This is a genomic window from Tamlana crocina (assembly GCF_012037625.1).
Genome location: NZ_JAAVJS010000016.1, coordinates 54,913 through 74,891 on the forward strand (window position 1 = coordinate 54,913; position 19,979 = coordinate 74,891).

General features: G+C 39.7%; 18 protein-coding genes. 9 read left to right on the top strand and 9 right to left on the bottom strand.

Annotation, left to right across the window (positions count from 1 at the left end):
• Positions 1-4 precede the first annotated feature (4 nt).
• From HC176_RS11860 to mraZ, 5 genes are all read right to left on the bottom strand, one after another.
• Positions 5-1,468 (bottom strand): UDP-N-acetylmuramoyl-L-alanyl-D-glutamate--2,6-diaminopimelate ligase, encoded by a 1,464-nt coding sequence (locus HC176_RS11860; RefSeq protein WP_167918571.1) that lies wholly within the window; start codon positions 1,466-1,468, stop codon positions 5-7.
• Positions 1,465-3,417: a penicillin-binding protein gene (locus HC176_RS11865; RefSeq protein WP_167918613.1), complete on the bottom strand. Its 1,953-nt coding sequence runs from the start codon at positions 3,415-3,417 to the stop codon at positions 1,465-1,467. Before HC176_RS11865 ends, HC176_RS11860 begins: the two co-directional genes overlap by 4 nt.
• Before the next feature lie 63 nt (positions 3,418-3,480).
• Positions 3,481-3,798, bottom strand: a complete 318-nt coding sequence (locus HC176_RS11870) for an FtsL-like putative cell division protein (protein ID WP_167918573.1) — start codon at positions 3,796-3,798, stop codon at positions 3,481-3,483.
• 79 nt (positions 3,799-3,877) lie between these two features.
• The gene (gene rsmH / locus HC176_RS11875) at positions 3,878-4,774 is read right to left on the bottom strand and encodes a 16S rRNA (cytosine(1402)-N(4))-methyltransferase RsmH (protein ID WP_167918575.1); all 897 of its coding nucleotides are present in this window, start codon (positions 4,772-4,774) and stop codon (positions 3,878-3,880) included.
• Positions 4,761-5,231, bottom strand: coding sequence for a division/cell wall cluster transcriptional repressor MraZ (mraZ, locus tag HC176_RS11880; RefSeq protein WP_167918615.1), 471 nt, complete (start codon positions 5,229-5,231; stop codon positions 4,761-4,763). The genes rsmH and mraZ overlap by 14 nt, the downstream gene beginning before the upstream one ends.
• Before the next feature lie 316 nt (positions 5,232-5,547).
• On the opposite strand from mraZ, the gene HC176_RS11885 reads away from it, so the two are divergent.
• From HC176_RS11885 to HC176_RS11900, 4 genes are all read left to right on the top strand, one after another.
• Entirely contained in the window at positions 5,548-6,312 is a 765-nt protein-coding gene (locus HC176_RS11885; protein WP_167918577.1) for an alpha/beta fold hydrolase, read from the top strand.
• A gap of 52 nt (positions 6,313-6,364) precedes the next feature.
• On the top strand, positions 6,365-6,970 hold the full coding sequence (gene yihA, locus HC176_RS11890; protein ID WP_167918617.1) for a ribosome biogenesis GTP-binding protein YihA/YsxC: 606 nt from the start codon (positions 6,365-6,367) through the stop codon (positions 6,968-6,970).
• Positions 6,971-7,073: 103 nt separating this feature from the next.
• Positions 7,074-7,580, top strand: a complete 507-nt coding sequence (locus tag HC176_RS11895) for a hypothetical protein (protein ID WP_167918579.1) — start codon at positions 7,074-7,076, stop codon at positions 7,578-7,580.
• 303 nt (positions 7,581-7,883) lie between these two features.
• A complete protein-coding gene (locus HC176_RS11900) occupies positions 7,884-9,125 on the top strand; it encodes a carboxylesterase family protein (RefSeq protein ID WP_167918581.1) in 1,242 nt (413 codons plus the stop codon).
• Between the two features lie 46 nt (positions 9,126-9,171).
• Here HC176_RS11900 and HC176_RS11905 read toward each other — a convergent pair whose 3' ends face one another.
• On the bottom strand, positions 9,172-10,263 hold the full coding sequence (locus tag HC176_RS11905; RefSeq protein WP_167918582.1) for an ABC transporter permease: 1,092 nt from the start codon (positions 10,261-10,263) through the stop codon (positions 9,172-9,174).
• 24 nt (positions 10,264-10,287) lie between these two features.
• Positions 10,288-12,435, bottom strand: coding sequence for a carboxy terminal-processing peptidase (locus tag HC176_RS11910; RefSeq protein ID WP_167918619.1), 2,148 nt, complete (start codon positions 12,433-12,435; stop codon positions 10,288-10,290).
• 178 nt (positions 12,436-12,613) lie between these two features.
• Here HC176_RS11910 and surE point away from each other — a divergent pair, with 178 nt between their 5' ends.
• From surE to HC176_RS11935, 5 genes are read left to right on the top strand one after another with little or no spacing between them, the layout of a single operon-like run.
• Positions 12,614-13,387 (top strand): 5'/3'-nucleotidase SurE, encoded by a 774-nt coding sequence (gene surE / locus HC176_RS11915; RefSeq protein WP_167918583.1) that lies wholly within the window; start codon positions 12,614-12,616, stop codon positions 13,385-13,387.
• 12 nt (positions 13,388-13,399) lie between these two features.
• Positions 13,400-13,684 (top strand): hypothetical protein, encoded by a 285-nt coding sequence (locus HC176_RS11920; protein ID WP_167918584.1) that lies wholly within the window; start codon positions 13,400-13,402, stop codon positions 13,682-13,684.
• 22 nt (positions 13,685-13,706) lie between these two features.
• A complete protein-coding gene (lpxB, locus tag HC176_RS11925; RefSeq protein WP_167918585.1) occupies positions 13,707-14,819 on the top strand; it encodes a lipid-A-disaccharide synthase in 1,113 nt (370 codons plus the stop codon).
• Between the two features lie 28 nt (positions 14,820-14,847).
• Positions 14,848-15,396, top strand: coding sequence for a C40 family peptidase (locus HC176_RS11930; protein ID WP_209309704.1), 549 nt, complete (start codon positions 14,848-14,850; stop codon positions 15,394-15,396).
• A gap of 24 nt (positions 15,397-15,420) precedes the next feature.
• Positions 15,421-17,460: a ComEC/Rec2 family competence protein gene (locus HC176_RS11935; protein WP_167918587.1), complete on the top strand. Its 2,040-nt coding sequence runs from the start codon at positions 15,421-15,423 to the stop codon at positions 17,458-17,460.
• Between the two features lie 6 nt (positions 17,461-17,466).
• Here HC176_RS11935 and HC176_RS11940 read toward each other — a convergent pair whose 3' ends face one another.
• Positions 17,467-18,015 (bottom strand): thioredoxin family protein, encoded by a 549-nt coding sequence (locus HC176_RS11940; protein ID WP_167918588.1) that lies wholly within the window; start codon positions 18,013-18,015, stop codon positions 17,467-17,469.
• Positions 18,016-18,192: 177 nt separating this feature from the next.
• On the bottom strand, positions 18,193-19,974 hold the full coding sequence (locus HC176_RS11945) for a peptide MFS transporter (RefSeq protein WP_167918589.1): 1,782 nt from the start codon (positions 19,972-19,974) through the stop codon (positions 18,193-18,195).
• Positions 19,975-19,979 lie beyond the last annotated feature (5 nt).

Genomic DNA, 19,979 nt, shown 5'->3' on the forward strand with positions numbered 1-19,979 from the left:
ACATTTATTTTTGTAATTGCTTTAAAAATTCTTGTACTATTTTAAAATCATCAAAATCAAACCGTTCGCCTTTAATTTCCTGATAGGTTTCGTGCCCCTTCCCGGCAATTAAAATGATATCGTTTGGCTGCGCCATTTGGCAGGCCGTTTTTATAGCCTGTTTTCTATCTTCAATCGTTAAAGTCTTTTTAAAGTTTTGCGGCTCCACACCAGCTTCGATATCCTTTAAAATATCGGCAGGGTCTTCACTACGCGGATTATCACTCGTGAAAATCACCTTTGTACTCAATGCCGTAGCGATATGTCCCATTTTAGGGCGTTTGGTTTTATCGCGATCGCCACCACAGCCAACAACTGTAATCAAATCTTCATTTTTGGTACGGATACTGTTTATGGTTTCCAGTACATTTTTAAGCGCATCGGGCGTATGGGCATAATCTACAATGGCCGTGATTTTCTCTTTTGAAACCACATACTGAAAACGACCGCTCACACTTTCTAAATCGCTTATAAATCTTAGAATTTCCACCTTTTCCAATCCCAACAACTCAGCCGTAGCGTAAATGGCCAATATGTTGTACGCGTTGAAATTCCCTATTAAGCGCGTCCAAACCTCACTGTCGTCTACTTTCAACAACAAACCTCCAAACTGATTTTCTAAAATCTGCGCTTTGTAATCGGCATACTGCTTTAAGGCGTAAGTCTGTTTTTTGGCTCGTGTGTTTTGCAACATTATGCGTCCGTTCTTATCATCTGCATTTACCAACGCAAAGGCATGCTTTGGCAATCCGTCGAAAAACTTTTTCTTAACATCTCGATATTCCGCGAAGGTTTTATGATAATCCAAATGGTCGTGCGACAAATTGGTAAAAATGCCACCAGCAAAATGCAAGCCCTCTGTTCTATATTGATGAATACCATGCGAACTCACTTCCATAAAGCAAAACTCGACTCCAGCGGCGTTCATCTCACTCAAGTATTTATTGATGGTGAGCGAATCTGGCGTGGTATGCGTGGCTTTATATTCCAAATCGTCAACCATAATTTTTACAGTAGACAACAACCCTACTTTATATCCTGCCTTTTTGAACAATTGATACAGCAAACTAGCCACCGTAGTTTTTCCGTTGGTTCCTGTAACACCTACCAGTTTTAAATTTTCAGAAGGGGCATCGTAAAAATTGGAAGCCATAAACGCGAGTGCTTTTTGGGAATCATCAACCTCTATATAGGTGATGCCCTCCACTAGTTTTTCTGGCAAGGTTTCACAAACTACGGCAACAGCCCCGTTATCAACAGCCATTTCTACAAAATGATGCCCATCGGCCACCAAACCACGTATAGCCACAAACAACCCGTTTTTTTCCACCCTTCGGGAATCAAATTGGATAGCCGAAATTTCAGCATCGGTCAGTCCCACCACAGCATTTATGGAAACCTTATAAAGTATGTCTTTTAATGTTTTCATGAAGCCTTTAATACAATGGTTTGCTTGTTTTTAAGTTTTGTGTTTTTATTAACTGATTGCGACTTTACAATACCCGAACCGCTCAACTTTACCTTAACATCCACCTGCATATTTTCTAGCAACGCCAAAGCATCCATAGCAGGCAAGCCTACCACATTGGGCATAATAGTTTTATAGGTTTGAGCCGTTTTGTAATAGCCGTTAAATTCTTCTTCAACCGAAGCCACTTTCACCTCTAAGTTTTCAACCTCATCAATAATGGGCGTATCGGTAAATATTTTTTGAGCTATGCGCTTGAAAACCGGACCAGTAACGTCAGCACCGTAATAACCTTTTGCCACACTCGGTTTATGGATTACCACAATGCAGGAATACTTTGGGTTTTCCGCAGGAAAATATCCTGCGAACGACGAGATATACCTGCGATTCTTCTTCCAATCTTTCATCCAGTATTCAGTTTGAGCCGTCCCTGTTTTCCCTGCCATGGAAAAATATTCAGAATATAGCGACCTCCCCGTGCCGCGATCTACCACATTTTTTAAAATTGCCTGGATTTCCTTTAAGGTTTTATCGGAACAGATTTTATCTCCTGTACCATTTTCTTCAAAAGTCTCGATAACTCTATCCAACTCCTTCACCTCTTTAATAAACTTCGGTTTCACCCAAATTCCATTGTTGGCTATGGCGTTATAAAACGTTAATGTTTGTAACGGGGTTAACTTCAGGTTGTAACCGTATGCCATGGACGGCAAGGCGTTTTTACTCCAAATTTTATCACCTGGCTCAGGAATTACCGGATTTCCCTCACCAATAATTGGCAAGCCCAATGGCTCATCGAGATGCCAATCTTTTAAATGACTGATGAATTTTTTGGGATTTTTGGAATACCCTTCATCAACAATTGTCGCCAAACCAATATTTGAAGACACCTCCAACGTTCGTGCTACCGAAATTTTTCCGTGGCCGTGCGTATCGTAAATACCCCTTCCGTAGAATTGTTTGTACCCCAATTTCGTATCGATTACCATAGACGTATCGACCACTTTATCTTCCAAAGCTGCCATTAAGGCCATCACTTTAAAAGTAGAACCTGGTTCGTGCGACTCACCAACCGCATAATTCAATCGTTCGTAATAATGCCCATCTTCATTTCTACCCAAATTGGAAATGGCACGAATTTCACCTGTCTTGGTTTCCATTACCACCACACAACCATGATCGGCCTCATACTCCTCCAACTGACGCAGCAAAGCATGATGCGCAATATCTTGGATATTCACATCGATCGTTGTATAAACATCGTAACCATCCTGAGGCTCAATTTCATTAGCATCGCTTAACGGCTTCCATTGGCCTTTGCCTATTTTTTGCTTTTTGCGCTGCCCGTTAACACCTCGCAAATATTTCGCTCCAAAAGCGCCATCGATACCTGCTCGGGTAACATTTCCTTGATCATCAAAGCGCTCGTAACCAATGGAACGCTGTGCAATGGCTCCCATAGGGTGTTCGCGTTTTGTTTTCTGCTCAACAACCAATCCACCCTTAAACGCCCCCAAACTCAACATAGGAAAGTTTCTCAATCGGATATAATCGGAATAACCAATATTTCTAGCCAACAAATAGTAGCGGTTTTTATTGGCACGCGCTCTGCGCAACGCCTTTTCATAAGTGCTTGCCGATTTTCCGGAGTATTTTGAAAGCGAATCTGCCAACGGCTTCACATATTTTTCGAAAGTAGTGGCTGTTGGCGTTAAGGCATCAAAACGGATATCGTATTTAGGAATGGAGGTTGCCAGCAAGTTCCCGTTAACGGAATACACATTGCCCCGATTGGCAGGAATCACAACATCCCTAACCACACGCTCGGTTGCCAACGCCCGATATTTATCGCCCTGCACCAACTGAATGCTCAACAACTTAAACACCACAGCCAGCCCGAAGACGAACATACATCCGGCGATAAAATACAAACGGTTCAATATGTTTTTCTCGTTTACTGCCAAGCTGCTTTATCAGTTTTGTGATTTAACCTTTATTTTTTTTGGCGGAATTACCGAGGTCGCCAACCCTTTTTCTTTCATTACCCTAACCACATGCGACTCCATTTTTAATCGCATGAGTTTTGAGCGACCATCCACAAAAGCCGACCGCATTTCTTTCACCTCATTTTTCAGCCTTGCGATTTCGTACACTTTTTGGTCGGCACTGTGCGAACTGGCAATCATAATAATGGCCAACCCCGAAATAAACAGGATAAACCGCCAGTTTCTAAATGCGTCGTCACTGACTAAAAACGTTCCTTTTAATATGCTGTAAATGCTTTTTTTCAATTTACTTTTTCAACTTTCAAAAAGTCTAATTCTGAAGACCTCCACATTTAAAAAGCTTTTCAGAACAACCTTTCATATTTTATAGTTTCTCGGCAATACGAAGTTTTGCACTTCGCGCCCTATTGTTCATTTTAATTTCCTCTTTTGTTGGCACGATTAAACCACCCACCTTTTTCAAGGGCACCTCAAACCGACCAAACATATCGCGCTCCGGTTCACCCTCAAACAATCCGTTTCTAATAAAACGCTTCACCAAGCGATCTTCCAGAGAGTGGTAGGATATAAAGCTAAGCCGTCCACCTTGTTTTAAAATTTCGGGCGTTTGCAACAAAAACTCCTTCAGCACCTCAATTTCTTGGTTCACCTCAATACGTATCGCCTGATAGATTTGCGCCAAAATTTTATTTTCATGTTTCGGCGACAAAAACCGCTTTAACACCGCTTTTAATTGTCCGCTTGTTATAATTGGCCCCGCCTTTCTCTCACTCACAATCAATCTTGCCATGGCTGGCGCAGCACGCAATTCGCCGTATTGCAGCAACACTTGTTTTAGCTGCTCCTCATCATATTCATTGATTACATGGAACGCCGACAATTTATTTTGCTGATTCATCCGCATATCCAAATCTGCATCGAAACGCGTTGAAAACCCGCGTTCAGCAACATCGAATTGATGTGACGACACACCAAAATCGGCCAACATCCCATCCACTTCCTTTACACCGTGAAATCTCAAAAAACGCTTCACGTATCTAAAATTTTCATTAATCAGCGTAAACCTTGGGTCGTCAATTGTATTTTTAAGAGCGTCTTGATCTTGATCGAAAGCAAACAGCCGTCCGTTTTCACCAAGTCTACTTAATATTTCCTTACTATGACCACCTCCACCAAAAGTCACATCTACATAAACCCCTTCAGGGTTCACATTTAAACCGTCCACGGTTTCCTTTAGCAACACTGGGTTATGATATTCCATAGTCTTCGTCATCTTGTCCCATTACTTCCTCGGCCAAATCGGCGAAATCAACTGCAGCATCATCAATAGCTTGCTCGTACAGATCTTTATCCCAAATTTCAATAATATTGATTGCCGAAGCCACCACAATATTTTTCGAAATATTGGCAAATACGGTTAAATCCTTCGGAATCAACAACCTACCATTCACATCAACTTCTACAATTTTCGCCCCCGCCGTAAATCTTCTAATGAAATCGTTATTCTTCTTTTTGAACTTATTCAGCTTATTCATTTTCTGCATGAGCGCCTGCCATTCGCTCATAGGATATAACTCCAGACATTTTTGAAACACCGACCTGCGCAACACAAAACCATCCTGCAACACTGCAGAAAGCTGTTTTTTGATAGATGAAGGCATCATTAAACGGCCTTTTGCATCCACCTTGCAATCGTATGTTCCTGTAATTAAGTCCAAAAGCGGCGCGCTGAATATTAAACGTTTAAGTTTCAAATATATTGAAAATTTTACCACCTTTTACCACTTCTTACCACTTTGTTGATAAATTTCCACCCAAAACCACCTTTTGTCGAAATTCACACCTCTAAAACACGGTGCACACGGCTATTAAGCTGGACTTTAAACCTTCCCAAAAACCATCAACCAATTGTTAACATCTCTTTTTAAAATGAAAACCTCTTTTTAACAAACAATTTGATGGGAAAAAAATTAAAATGGTGGATTTTTGAATGAAATAACTATATTTGTTTTTAACGAATGACTGACACTATTAATGGCGCATCGATTAAAAAAAGAGAAGAACTACAACTACATTGAAGCAGGCGAAGGCACGCCAATAATTGTACTACACGGCTTAATGGGCGGCTTAAGCAACTTTGATTCGGTAACCGATTTTTTCAGCAAAAAAGGCTACAAAGTTCTCATTCCAGAGCTACCGCTTTACACCATGTCCCTACTCAAAACCAACGTAAAGAGTTTTGCCACTTACCTACACGATTTTATCGAGTTTAAAGGCTATAAAGAGGTGATTTTATTAGGCAATTCCTTGGGCGGACACATTGGATTGTACCACACCAAAATGTTCCCCGACACCGTAAAAGCACTTATAATAACCGGCAGCTCCGGACTTTATGAAAGCGCCATGGGCAGCGGCTACACCAAACGCAGCGATTACGAAGTGATCAAAAAGAAAGCCCAGGATGTATTTTACGATCCTGAGGTGGCCACAAAGGAAATTGTTGACGAAGTTTATGAAACGGTAAACGACCGCAACAAACTGATTAAAACCCTTGCCATTGCCAAAAGCGCGATACGACACAATATGGCTAAGGATTTACCAAAAATGAACATACCAACCTGTATTATTTGGGGAAAGAACGACAATGTAACGCCTCCTGAAGTTGCCGAGGAATTTCATGATTTGTTACCTGATTCTGAATTGTTTTGGATTGATAAATGCGGGCACGCCGCTATGATGGAGCACCCAAACGAATTCAACCAAATTATGGATGGGTGGCTGCAGAAAAAAGGATTTTAAGCAAGTAGATTACACCATTAAAAGATTCCCGTTTTACGGGAATAACAAAACCATGCAAATAAAAACAGCCGAATTTGTTGTCAGTAATTCCGATGTGGCAAAATGCCCCAACAGCCGGCTGCCCGAATACGCCTTTATTGGGCGCAGTAATGTTGGGAAATCGTCGTTGATCAATATGCTTACTGGCCGAAAGAGCCTGGCCAAAACCTCTGGAAAGCCCGGAAAAACCCAACTCATAAACCATTTTTTGATCAACAAAAACTGGCATTTGGTCGATTTGCCTGGTTATGGCTATGCCCGTGTTTCGAAAAGTTCAAAAAAGACCTTCCAAAAATTTATTACCCAATATTTCAGTTTCCGTGAGCAACTGGTTACCGCCTTTGTTTTGGTAGATATTAGGCACAAGCCTCAACCCATTGATTTGGAATTCATGCAATGGCTGGGCGAAAACGGCATTCCGTTTTCCATTATTTTTACCAAAGCCGACAAACTGAAACCCAGTGCCATTACCCGCCACGTTGAAGACTACAGAAACATCCTGTTGGAATTTTGGGAAGCCATGCCCAATTATTTTATCACCTCATCCTCAAAAGACATAGGGAAAGAAGAACTACTGGGCTATATTGACAATCTGAATGCCAATATGGAGTTGAGTTAAATTTCAGCCACTTTCATTTCTTGTAAGAATATTTTTTATATTTAGCGGAATTAATATAATGTAGCTAAATACAATGGTGTTTAGCCCATTTTTGTAATTAGTTATGAAAAAGATATTACCATATTTTTTAGCCATATTAGTTTCAAGTTGTTTTACTCTAAAACAAAATGGCGAGGAATTGTTGCAAAATAATAAGGATTTAGAAATAGCTGAAATTTTGACTATTAACAACAATGATTCTCTGTATTTCAATGAATTAAGAATCCTACTCCCTTCTGCCTTATACACACAAAAATATATGTTTAAAAAATTTGGGCATTGGGATAAAGTTTTAAAAATAAATGATTACGAGAATTATCTTATTTGGAAAAATTGTAAACTTTTTGATGAGAAATCAGAATCTTATACCGTTGCGGCTTCTGGATCTGAAAGCAAACAAACATATTCTTGCGTGATAGTTATAAATAAGGATAATACCGACTTACTAGCTGAAAATTCAAAACTAAGAGACGCTCTGGTTAGTATGTTCTATTATGGAACTAAAAGGACGTCACTTAGCAAAGATAAATTCTACAGAAAATATTGGAAAATGAGAAATTCGATTAAATAATAACTAATTACAGGAACAGTAACCGTTGCACCAACCCAATTTTTTAAAAACGTGATACCAAGACGCCTATTTAAGAACGTTTGTTATTTTTGACAGGTATTGCATTATATAAATCCAAACAGACCTTTTGAGCTTAAAATGATTTCCACAGTAGCTTTAAAACGATAAAAAACTCTTGAGGCTGTATAATAAAACCACCGGAAACACAATTCACTTTACACCTACTTTATTTACATTTAATCTATTTTTTCTGAACGAATAAAAACCAACACCTATCTTTAGTTCACCAAAACAAAAAGAGAAGTGACAAAATACTTTATTAAATTCCGTGCAGTCTTTGTATGTATTAAATTAATGATTTTAAGCACAGTACACGGACAAGACAATCACACAAGCTGTGCAACTAATAGATACACCACAAATATATTTACTAATGTTTCTGTTTCTGCAAACGTTCTTTATGGTAACAATAGCACCACTGGCGGCATAGACCAAAATCTCTATATGGACATCTATGAACCTGAAGGCGACACGGCTGTATCTAGGCCACTAATCGTCCTCGCCCATGGAGGTTCTTTTGTTACAGGCACTCGAACAGATATTGCCGACTTATGTACTTTTTATGCCAAACGTGGCTTTGTTGCAGCATCTATTGATTACAGACTTTATGACGGTGTTTTTCCTCCTCCTAATGAAATGATGGCCGGACTAGACCAAATGTACAAAGGAGTGAGCGATATGAAGGCTGCAATAAGGTTTTTCAGGGAAGACATTTCAGATGCCAATATATACAAAATTGACTCAAAGCACATATACGCTGGAGGATTTTCAGCGGGTGCAATAATTGCTAACCACGTGGGATATCTTGATTCTGATGACATTATACCCGAGTTAGTTTTGAATATCATATCGAACAATGGAGGTTTTGAAGGAAATAGCAGTGGTAACACAGAATACAGTTCAGAAGTGAATGGCATCATTAATTTTTCTGGTGCCATCCTTGACACCAACCTAATGGAAAACAACGATACTCCTATCTTTTCTGTTCATGAAGATAACGACCCAACAGTCCCTTTTAACAGCGGGCTACTTTCATTTGCCAATTTTAATATCGTAGAAGCCGATGGAAGTAGTTTGATACACGCAAAAGCCAACAGCTTATCAATTACAAACCAACTGCGCACGATAAACGGTAATGAACATGGGGGTTACCTCGACTCCCCCTCTGCAAAGGAAGAAATTCTAGACCGTTCCACAGTTTTTTTAAATAGCCTGATATGTTCAAGCACTCTAAATTCCACCTCTAAAACAAAAAAAGCAATAAAGCTAATCCAAGACCTTAACGCCAATAGCTTCAAAATTTACGATGAATTTAATAGAAATTTCAACCTACATTTGTATAATTTAAATGGAAGTAAAATTTTAACTCATCGAAATTTCAAAGCCAATCAAGATACAATTGAATGCAAATTCCCAAAAGGAGTTTATATAATCCTACTAGAAAACAACGATACTCTACACCCCCTGAAGTTACTCTTAATTTAAGAAAAAAAGCTATTACGTTTCGTTTTTCTCATGCAATGAGACAGTTTTACCCTTTTACATCCAAAGCATCGCGAAGTGCATTACCAATAAGCATAAAAGCCATTACCAAACTCATAATGCACAGACCAGGGATGATGGCCAAATAGGGTTTTCCTAAAATAATATAGTTGTAGTGATCTTTAATCATCGCGCCCCAACTAGCCATAGGCGGTTGGGCACCAATACCTAAAAAGCTGAGTCCGCTTTCAATTAAAATGGCGGCTGCAAAATTGGCTGCCGAAATGACAATAACAGGCGCCATGATATTGGGCAAAATATGTTTGGTGATGATTCTAAAATCGGTATAGCCCAAAGCACGGGCTGCGGTTACATACTGCACTTCCTTGGTACTGATTATTTGTCCGCGTACCACACGTGCCACTTCTACCCACATGGTCAGCCCCACGGCAATAAACACCTGCCAAAAGCCTTTACCCAAAGCCAAAGTAATGGCAATCACCAAAAGCAAGGTTGGAATAGACCAAGTAACATTGATAACCCACATGATAACAGCATCTACTTTTCCGCCGAAATAGGCCGCCAAGCTACCCATTAAAACACCAATAACCAACGAAATAAACACCGCCACAAAACCAATAAAAAACGATATTCTGGCACCCACCAACACTCGACTCAACAAATCGCGTCCATATTTATCAGTGCCGAACAAAAAGGTTTTTTTGGCAATAAAAGCCTCAGCATCCTGATTTGGAAAAGCGGAAAGTTCGATGTTTTTTTCGGCTCCTTCCAAGCCGTCGGCAGCATATTCGGTATAGGTTAATGTTTCGTTTTCAATACTATAATCTGAAATAGGGATTTCGTTAGAGACATTTTTCTTTCCAAAAAACAGCTTATCGAACCACGACTGCTCGCCTTCCAGTTTTGACGGAATGGTTAACATCGTAACGTCAAACCCCGGTTTTTGGGAATGGATGGATAGGTGCATTTGGTTGGCATACTGCGAATCGTCTGGCGCGAATACATAAGCAAACACCGAAAGAATCCCCACTAAAATGATAAAAAAGAAACTAAAAACGCCCCAAAAGTTCCTTTTAAACTTTTGGAGCGCTAAGTGTTTCAACGAATTGGATTGACCCATAAATTATCGGGCTTTAGAGCCTATTTAATTTTTCACGTTGGCTTTTGTGGCCGCCATATTTTTAAGCGGGTAAGCCATTTTTAAATCCTCTAGTACGTTTAACGCTTCCTCGATATAAACATCTTGGCTCAAGCTTTCGTGCCAACGTTCGCGTTTTTCCTTTAAATCGGTAGTATCTTGCGTGAACAATTGTTTTTCAAAACTGGTAGATTCAAAGTCCAAATGGTTTTGGTAATCTGCAATGGCTTCAAATTTTTTAGCCTCTGCTTCATTGGCTTCAATCTGTGCCCTATACGTTTTATAATTTAATGAATATACGGTTTCATCAATTTTACTTTTCACCCATTTGGCGTTTTCTTCAATAAGCTTTAACTGTGCATTATTTGCCATTCGCGATTTGCTCTTTTCAACCGTAGCATCGTAATCGAAATATTTTTCCCAAGGGGTGTAAGTAGCTGCGTCAATTTCATCGTACGGCAATGGATTGTCCTTATCCTTCTCTCCCACTTCAATAAAACTGAAACGCCCCGGCACTTTAACATCACTTTTCACACCTTCCAACTGTACAGAACCCCCGTTAATTCTATAGTATTTTTGAGTAGTGAGTGCCAATGCACCTAAATCGCCGCTGGTATTGTTACGCAGCATATTGTTCAAATTGATTACGTTTTGAACCGTGCCTTTTCCGTAGGTTTGCTTGCTACCGATAATGATGGCACGCTTGTAATCCTGCATGGCAGCCGCCATAATTTCGGAAGCTGAAGCTGATATTTCGTTTACCAAAATCACCAATGGTCCGTCCCAAGTTATGGACTTATCGCGGTCTTCCAACACTTCTTTGGCTTTGCCCGTTGAGCGTACTTGCACAATAGGACCGTCTTCAATAAACAACCCAGCCATATCGACCACCGTTGGCAGCGAACCACCACCGTTGTTTCTTAAATCCAGCACCAAACCTTCCATGCCTTCAGCTTTCAATCTTTCAATTTCTTCCTTAACATCTTTGGCGGCATTAACATTTTTATAGTCTTTAAAATCAACATAAAAAGCAGGTAGATTGATCACTCCAAACTTTTGTCCTTCTTTTTCAACGATTGAGGATTTGGCATAAGTTTCTACCAATTCTACCACATCGCGGGTAATGGTGATGTCCTTTATAGTGCCGTCTACTTTTTTAATCGTTAGCGTCACTTTGGTGCCTTTAGGACCTTTTATGTATTTAATGGCATCGCTAATGCGCATCCCTACAATGCTCACCGGAAACTCTTCGTCCTCCTGCTTTACTTTTAAGATGACATCTTCCACATCAAGTTCCTTGCTTCTCCAAGCTGGCCCGCCAGAAATCAGTTCCACTACCTTTATGTAATCCATACGTTTTTGCAGTCTGGCTCCGATACCTTCCAATTTTCCGGACATACGCTGATCGAAATCCTCTTTATTTCTCGGTGCCAAATAGTAGGTGTGCGGATCGAACTCTTCCACAATGGTGTTTACATATATGGCAAACCAGTCTTCGCGTTTTAAATCATCCAAACTATCGTTGAAATAAATATCGATGGAGTTTAACGTGGCCTCTCTAGCTTCCTTTTCTATTTCAGCCTCGGTTTTCATAACATAGCTCGGGTCATTTTCCTTGGCTTGTTTTTCCTGCTTCATCAAATCGTCGTAATTGGAAAGCGTAGAAAATTTAAGTTGTTTCCTCCAACGGTCTTTCATTTCCTTTTTGGTTTTCACAAAGGTGCTGTTATCATAATCAGTGTCAAACTCTTCGTCAATGGTATAGTCGAAAGGTTGCGACAACACTTCCCTATAAATCTCCTTGGCTTCAGCAATACGTTTCACCATACGGTCGTGAACCACGTTAAAAAAGGTGATATCGGTTGCTTTCAACTGGTCGTCAATATTCAGTTTGAATTTTTCAAAATCCTGATAATCCGATTCGTAAAAATAGCGCTTCACCGGATCGACCACTTCAATGTAATCATTGAACAGTTCCTCTGAAAACGCATCGTCAAATTGCATCGGGTCGTAATGCCCCTGCTCTAAAACAAAGGTGATGATTTGAACCAATAATTTGTCTTTATCCGGATTGCTAAATTTTTTGGTAGTAAAACTGCAAGAAGCGAAAGCTAAAAGCAGTAACAGCAGCAGCACTTTATAGTTCCTTTTCATAATATTTCTCATCTAATCAAATTTAGTTGCCTCTAAAAAGCACGACATATTTTTCACTAAAATAAAGAAAAAACTGTGCCAATATGGGTTATGCCCGCTAATTTTTTGTTAAAGGCGGCAAAATGAATATTTCCTGAGTAATTTATGTATTTTAGCGATGATTTATTGAAAATAATTCATGACAAAAAAACCGCTTATTTTAGTAACTAACGATGACGGTATTAGCGCCCCGGGTGTTCGCACGTTAATTAGCATTATGAATAGCATTGGCGATGTGGTGGTTGTGGCTCCCGATAGTGCCCAAAGCGGCATGGGCCACGCTATTACCTTAAACTCAACGCTTTTTGCAGAAGAAATCCGATTGGACGATGGCCCACAAAAAGAGTACAGTTGTTCCGGAACACCCGCCGATTGCGTAAAAATAGCCATCAGGGAAATTTTGGGCCGCAAGCCAGACCTTTGTGTTTCTGGCATTAATCATGGGTCCAACTCGTCCATCAACGTGATTTACTCAGGTACCATGAGTGCGGCGATTGAAGCCGGTATTGAAGGCATTCCCGCGATTGGATTTTCACTGCTCGATTACGGTTGGAACGCCAATTTTGAAGCTTCAAAACCCTATGTAAAAACCATTGCTCAACAGGTTTTAAAACACGGTTTGCCCAACGGTGTGGTGCTTAATGTGAACATCCCCAATGTTCCAAAAGAAAACATAAAAGGCATTAAAATTTGCAGGCAAGCTAAAGCCAATTGGGTAGAAGAATTCGACAAGCGAAAAACGCCGCAGGGCAAAGATTATTATTGGCTCACCGGAAAGTTTGTCAATTTGGATGGTGGCGAGGACACCGACGAATGGGCACTCGAAAACGGCTATATTTCGGTGGTGCCATCGCAGTTCGATTTAACGGCGCATCATTTTATCAAAGAGCTGAACTCTTGGGAATTAAAATAATATAATAATTTAATGAAAAAAGATATTTTTATAGGCATGTTTGTAGGGTTGGTTGCCAACGCCATCGGTCTATTTTTAACAGCCACATTTTTAGGAAAAGGCGACGATTTCACCACCGTAATCAAAGCCGCTGCAGCGGAAGGTTTTTTAGGAAAACTGATTAGTTTAGGGGCGGTTTTAAACCTCATCGCTTTTTTCATTTTTATAAAAAAACGAAAGGATTATCGCGCCAGGGGCGTATTGCTCATAACTGTATTTATTGCGGTTTTTACTTTTGTTTTTAAATTGTTTCAATAAACAAAAAATAACGCCAGGCCATATGAGATACTACATTGTAGCAGGAGAAGCATCGGGCGATTTGCATGGCTCAAATCTTATGAAAGCTTTAATTAAGCTCGATCCTGAAGCCGATATCAGGTTTTGGGGCGGCGATTTAATGGCTCAAGTGGGCGGCACTCTAGTAAAACACTACAAAGAGCGGGCTTTTATGGGTTTTGTTGAAGTAATTACCAACCTCAACAAAATATTTAAGGACATTTCTTTTTGCAAAAGCGATATTGAAAACTTCAACCCCGACGTGATTGTTTTTATTGACAATTCGGGCTTCAACCTCCGTATTGCCAAGTGGGCTAAGGCAGCAGGATTTAGAACCAATTACTATATTTCGCCGCAGGTCTGGGCCTCGCGTGCCAGCCGAGTAAAAGCCATAAAACGGGACATCGATGCCATGTACGTTATCCTGCCGTTTGTGAAACCGTTTTATAAGAAATATGATTACGACGTTACGTTTGTAGGCCATCCTTTAATCGATGCCATTGCCAACCGCGAACAGGTAGGCGAAAAAGCGTTTAGGAAAGAACACCAATTGGGTGACAAACCCATAATTGCTCTTTTACCTGGCAGCCGAAAACAGGAAATCACAAAAATGCTATCGGTTATGCTTAGTTTGGTGGATCAATATTCCGATTACCAATTTGTTATTGCCGGCGCACCCAGCCAAGAATTCAGTTTTTATCAAACATTTATAAAGTCCACTAATGTTAAATTCATCGACAATAAAACGTACGACCTGCTCAGTATTTCCACTGCGGCTTTGGTGACCTCAGGCACGGCCACTTTAGAAACAGCCCTATTTAAAGTACCCCAAGTAGTTTGCTACAAAGGCAGTGCGATTTCGTATCAAATCGCAAAGCGCATAATAACCCTTAAGTTTATTTCGTTAGTGAATTTGGTAATGGACCGCGAAGTGGTGACCGAACTTATTCAAAACGATTTCAACACAAAGCAATTGAAATCTGAGTTGGATAAGATTCTAGATGACCAAAACCGGAAGAGAATCTTTTTAGATTACTTCGACCTGGAAAAAAAATTGGGTGGTCGCGGTGCCAGTGGAAAAACTGCAAAATTAATCTACGAATCTTTAAAAACTTAAATTCTTGGTGTCCCGAATCACTCTTTTAATGCTTTTAATAGTTGGCTTCAGCAGTTGCAAATCTTCTAAAAGAACCACAAGCAGCAGTGTTGGAAGCACAAAAATCATCACCAAAAAAAGCACGAACGAACCAACTGTTTTCAATACCGGAACCCAAAATTCGGTTGAAGCTACCGCTTCCAAAGTCAGTTATTCTACTGCCGATTACATTATAACATTCGCTAAACAATTTGAAGGCGTACGCTATAAATGGGGTGGCACCACCGAAGCCGGAATGGATTGCTCGGGGCTGGTTTACGAATCGTTTAAAACCTACGATATTATTTTGCCCCGCGCATCAAAAGATATGGCGAAACGTGGCGAAAAAGTCGCCTTAAAAGATGTCCTTCACGGCGATTTGCTCTTTTTTAAAACTGGAAATCGCCGAAACTCCATTAACCACGTAGGATTAATTGTTGCCATACGAAACAACGATATTGAATTTATACACTCCACAAGCAGCAAAGGGGTAATTATATCAAGATTGAACGAAAGTTATTGGCTTAATGCCTTTCACGAAGCGCGCCGAGTTTTGTAAGAAATATTTTTTATCTTAGGTGAAATGAAACTCCTCAATTTCACTATAATCAAACTCACCGCTTGCCTTATTTTAGGCATTCTTATCGGTTATTATTTTGAGGCTTCTGTTTTTACTTCAATAGTTATAACTTCTGTTTTACTCGCGGTTTTAGCTGCCTTTTTTTTCATCGCCCAAAAACAGTTTGTTAAAACCGTTTGGTTTGGAATTTTGGCGTTTTTAACCATGGTTTCCGTAGGTGTTTTAACCAACAGCCTGCACCATCAAAAACATTTCAGCAACCATTACACCCATCATATTTCCGCGGAAAACAGCATTGTAAACACCTCCACCTTTAGGATTCGGGAAGTATTGAAACCCAACCGTTTTTACCAAAAATACGTTATCGATATTTTAAAGATTGACGACCAAAATACTTCCGGAAAATGCTTATTAAGCATTCCAAAGGATTCACTTTTTTCTACTTTAAAGGTCGATGCCGTTTTTATAGCCAAAACAGAGTTTCAGGATATTTACAAACCATTAAACCCACATCAATTCAACTATAAAAACTACCTCGAAAAAAAATACATTTATCATCAATTAACATTAAAGGAAGAAGAACTTTTTAAGGTTGAATCCACAACGCAAACGTTTTTGGGCTATGCCGATAACTTTCGCAATCACATTAACAAAAAACTAAAGCCTTTCGCTTTTGAACCTGACGAAATTGCAATCATTAACGCCCTTTTACTTGGGCAAAGACAGGATATTAGCGAGGAGATGTATACCAGTTATGCCAACGCGGGTGTCATCCATATTTTGGCAGTTTCTGGATTGCATGTTGGTATCATTCTATTGATTTTAAATTGGGCGTTTAATCCTCTAGAACGTTTTAAACATGGCAAATTGACCAAAACCCTTTTGCTCGTCGCCCTACTTTGGGGTTTTGCATTAATTGCCGGGCTATCAGCCTCAGTTACCCGTGCTGTTACCATGTTCAGTATTTTGGCGATTGCCATGAACTTAAAACGCCCAACCAACACCTACAACACCTTAGCGATTTCCATGTTCGTTATTTTGCTTTTTAAGCCTCTTTTTATTTTCGATGTGGGGTTTCAATTAAGCTATTTGGCCGTTTTTGCCCTCGTTTCCATCGACCCGCATTTGTACCGGCTTTGGCAACCCAAAAACAAAATCCTCGACATATATTGGCATACCCTAACCGTAACCATTTCGGCGCAGTTTGGCATCCTTCCGATAAGCCTGTATTATTTCCATCAATTTCCGGGGCTGTTTTTTGTTTCCAACTTAATGATTGTTCCATTTTTGGGTATGCTTCTCGGTCTCGGCATACTCCTCATTATATTGGCGGTGCTGAATATACTACCACAGTTCTTTGCTGATTTATTCGGGTGGATCATCAGTTTGATGAACACCGTTGTAGATTGGGTGGCTCATCAGGAATCGTTTTTGTTCCAAAACATTCCTTTTGGTATTTGGCACCTTTTGGCCTTTTACATTTTGACTATTGCCGTTTTTAAATTCATTTTCAAACGAAGCACAAGCCTTTTAAAATATGTTTTACTGAGCATAGTTTGTGTTCAAGCCGTTTTTATTTACACGGCATTTAACAAACCTTCCAACGAACTCGTCGTTTTTCACAAAAGCAGATTCAGCGTTTTGGGGAACACTACAAACAATAAGATTTTTGTAGCGGAAGATTTGGATAGTCTTTCAGGGGTGAAAATCAATAGCATTGCAGATTACTCGGTCGGTAATTTTATTAAAACGATTGAAACGGATTCGATTCGCCCCGTTTATGTATTGAACGGAAAAACGCTTTTGGTAGTAGACAGCTTGGGGATTTACAACATAAAAAGCTTTAAGCCCGATTATGTTTTGCTTCGGCAATCGCCAAAAATAAACCTGAACCGATTGATTGATTCGTTAAAACCAAAACAAATTATTGCCGATGGCAGCAATTATAAAAGCTATATCGAGCGCTGGGAAGAGGTCTGTAAAAAAATAAAGCTCCCCTTTCACCACACGGGTAAAAACGGAGCTTTTATAATTAAATATTGATTTTTATTAGCCTTTAAATTCGGGTTTGAACGCCGTGTAGTACGCATTAAAATCCTCTTGCGACTTTATGTCTTTATGGTCGTCTTTTTTAAACATTTTTAAATAAAGTTCCAGTTTTGGTGGCGTTTGGTATCCGCGAATTGGAGCTATAACATCGGCATTTTCATCTAAAAATACGATGGTGGGATAAGCACTGATTTGAAAGTACCTGGCCAATTCATGCGCCGAATTTCGCCTATTGGCTTTCGCCTGATCGTAGTTGGGATTAGTGAATGACTTGTCTTTATAATTTACAACCGCATTGCCTTCGGCGTTAAATTTTACGGCATAATAGTGTTCGTTTACATAGTCGGCCACCTCTGGATTCTGAAAGGTGTTTTTATCCAACATTTTGCAGGGGCCACACCAGTTGGTGTACATATCGACCATGATTTTTTTGGGGTTTTTCTTTTGAAGCGCCAAAGCTTCATCAAAGCTCACCCAATTTATTTTTTGTGCTGTGGCATTTAAACTCATAAAGCCGGCCGCCACAATTAAAAGTAAAATCTTTTTCATTTGTTAATTTATTTTTATTCAATTGATTTCATGAAATTTGCCAGTAACCATCTAATCTGTTTTCAATATTTTGTTACGGCTCCTTTCATCGTTTCGTTGGTTGCAAAAGTTGTTCCGAACTTACAAAAAATGCCCCAAGTAGGAGCATTTTGATTTATTTTTAACTTAATTTTCCGATTAACGCACCCCGTGCATGAGTTTTTTCAGCAATGGATTTAAGAAGAAAATAATCAATCCTGCCAAGGCTGGCACAACCGTGAAAAATAAAAAGAAAGTGGACAAGCTGTATTCTTTTGTTATATTTTCAATTTGCCCGCCAACAACCGCAGCCAGCTTATTTCCAATCGCAATTGCCAAATACCACATCCCGAACATAAGGGCAATCATTCGTGCTGGCACCAGTTTACTCACATACGACAACCCAACGGGAGACAAACAAAGTTCGCCAAGGGTATGGAATAAATATGCTAAAATAAGCCAAACCATACTTACTTTCATGGTTCCTGAAACTCCAAGAGCTCCCCATGCAAGTAAACCAAAACCAATAGCCATAATAACTAAGCCCAGTGCATACTTGGTAGCGGCCGAAGGATTGTATTTACTTTCCCACCATTTTGAGAAAAAGGATGCAAATACAATGATAAAAAATGAATTTAAAATGCTAAACCACGACACGGTAATTTCAGAAACTTCGGCCGTGAATTCACGCCTTAGCATCCATATTACCAATCCCCACATACCTAAAAAGCACAACACTAAAACAATGTTTGAAAATGGTATTTTACTAAATGTTTTTTGCCACAAAACAAACAACACATAGGTAATAATAATAAGCGGAATAACCGTTAGCAAGGCATTAATTATATTGAAAGCCAAAGCCGAATCACCCTCCAAAACCCTGTCTACATTATCTCTTGCAAACAAAACCAACGAAGAAGCACCTTGCTCAAAAGACAACCAGAAAAACACTGTAAAAAAAGCAAAAATAATAAAGGCTATCATTCTATCCCTTACAACCGCCGTATAGCGCAATATCCTACCTATTACAAGAAATAAGAATACAGCCAAAGCAAACAACACCGCCACATATTGTCCTTCTAAATTCGCAGTCTGCAAAGCGGAAAATATGTCTATTCCTGCAATTTTAGACATGGGATCGTTTATGGCATACCCCAAACCAATTACAGAACAAACTATTATTAAAACCTTATCAACTAAAGTAAATGGATTTGTTTTCTCGCCATGAGCTTCCTCTTTGATTTTAGAAACGGCATTATTGGCATCTTGTACATCCTCAATTAAATGAACTTTTGAAGGCTTAGCCCCTATTGTGCCAAACAACTTCCCTCCAAACCAAAACTGAAGCGTTCCTAACAACATAAAAATTCCTGCTAGGCCAAACCCATAAGACCACCCAACTTTTTCTGCTAGGTAACCGCATAACATCATTCCGAAAAATGCACCGGCATTAACCCCCATGTAAAAAATGGTATAGGCTCCATCTTTTTTTTCTGGGTTGTTTTTATACATTTCTGAAATAATCGAGGTTATATTGGGCTTGAAAAAGCCAGTACCAATTACCAACAAACCTAAACCAATGTAAAGTGATGCCTCGGTTTCTAAAGCCATTGAAGCATGTCCCAAAGTCATAATCAAGGCCCCAATAACCACCGCCCATCGGTAGCCTGTTAACTTATCGGCAATTATTCCGCCCACTATGGGCGTTATATAAAGAAGCATAGCATAAGTCCCGAAAAGCGCTCCTGCATTTTCGGCGGACCACCCCCAGCCCGGATTGGCTCCTATCACTGTAAATGTTAAAAAATTCACTAAAAGCACACGCATTCCGTAAAACGAAAAACGTTCCCACATTTCGGTAAAAAATAAAACAAACAAACCTGCAGGATGTCCTAGAACCTTGTCTTTAAACAGGTTTTCAATATCGGTATTAACGGTCATAATAG

Excerpts from the sequence above, each read along its gene's own strand:
- HC176_RS11940 (WP_167918588.1), bottom strand. The coding sequence starts at position 18,015 with ATGAAAAAGATTTTACTTTTAATTGTGGCGGCCGGCTTTATGAGTTTA.
- surE (WP_167918583.1), top strand. The coding sequence starts at position 12,614 with ATGACAAAAAAACCGCTTATTTTAGTAACTAACGATGACGGTATTAGC.
- HC176_RS11895 (WP_167918579.1), top strand. The coding sequence starts at position 7,074 with ATGAAAAAGATATTACCATATTTTTTAGCCATATTAGTTTCAAGTTGT.
- HC176_RS11865 (WP_167918613.1), bottom strand. The coding sequence starts at position 3,417 with ATGTTCGTCTTCGGGCTGGCTGTGGTGTTTAAGTTGTTGAGCATTCAG.
- HC176_RS11935 (WP_167918587.1), top strand. The coding sequence starts at position 15,421 with ATGAAACTCCTCAATTTCACTATAATCAAACTCACCGCTTGCCTTATT.
- yihA (WP_167918617.1), top strand. The coding sequence starts at position 6,365 with ATGCAAATAAAAACAGCCGAATTTGTTGTCAGTAATTCCGATGTGGCA.
- HC176_RS11910 (WP_167918619.1), bottom strand. The coding sequence starts at position 12,435 with ATGAAAAGGAACTATAAAGTGCTGCTGCTGTTACTGCTTTTAGCTTTC.
- lpxB (WP_167918585.1), top strand. The coding sequence starts at position 13,707 with ATGAGATACTACATTGTAGCAGGAGAAGCATCGGGCGATTTGCATGGC.
- HC176_RS11920 (WP_167918584.1), top strand. The coding sequence starts at position 13,400 with ATGAAAAAAGATATTTTTATAGGCATGTTTGTAGGGTTGGTTGCCAAC.
- HC176_RS11945 (WP_167918589.1), bottom strand. The coding sequence starts at position 19,974 with ATGACCGTTAATACCGATATTGAAAACCTGTTTAAAGACAAGGTTCTA.
- HC176_RS11860 (WP_167918571.1), bottom strand. The coding sequence starts at position 1,468 with ATGAAAACATTAAAAGACATACTTTATAAGGTTTCCATAAATGCTGTG.
- HC176_RS11905 (WP_167918582.1), bottom strand. The coding sequence starts at position 10,263 with ATGGGTCAATCCAATTCGTTGAAACACTTAGCGCTCCAAAAGTTTAAA.
- rsmH (WP_167918575.1), bottom strand. The coding sequence starts at position 4,774 with ATGGAATATCATAACCCAGTGTTGCTAAAGGAAACCGTGGACGGTTTA.
- HC176_RS11930 (WP_209309704.1), top strand. The coding sequence starts at position 14,848 with ATGCTTTTAATAGTTGGCTTCAGCAGTTGCAAATCTTCTAAAAGAACC.
- HC176_RS11885 (WP_167918577.1), top strand. The coding sequence starts at position 5,548 with ATGGCGCATCGATTAAAAAAAGAGAAGAACTACAACTACATTGAAGCA.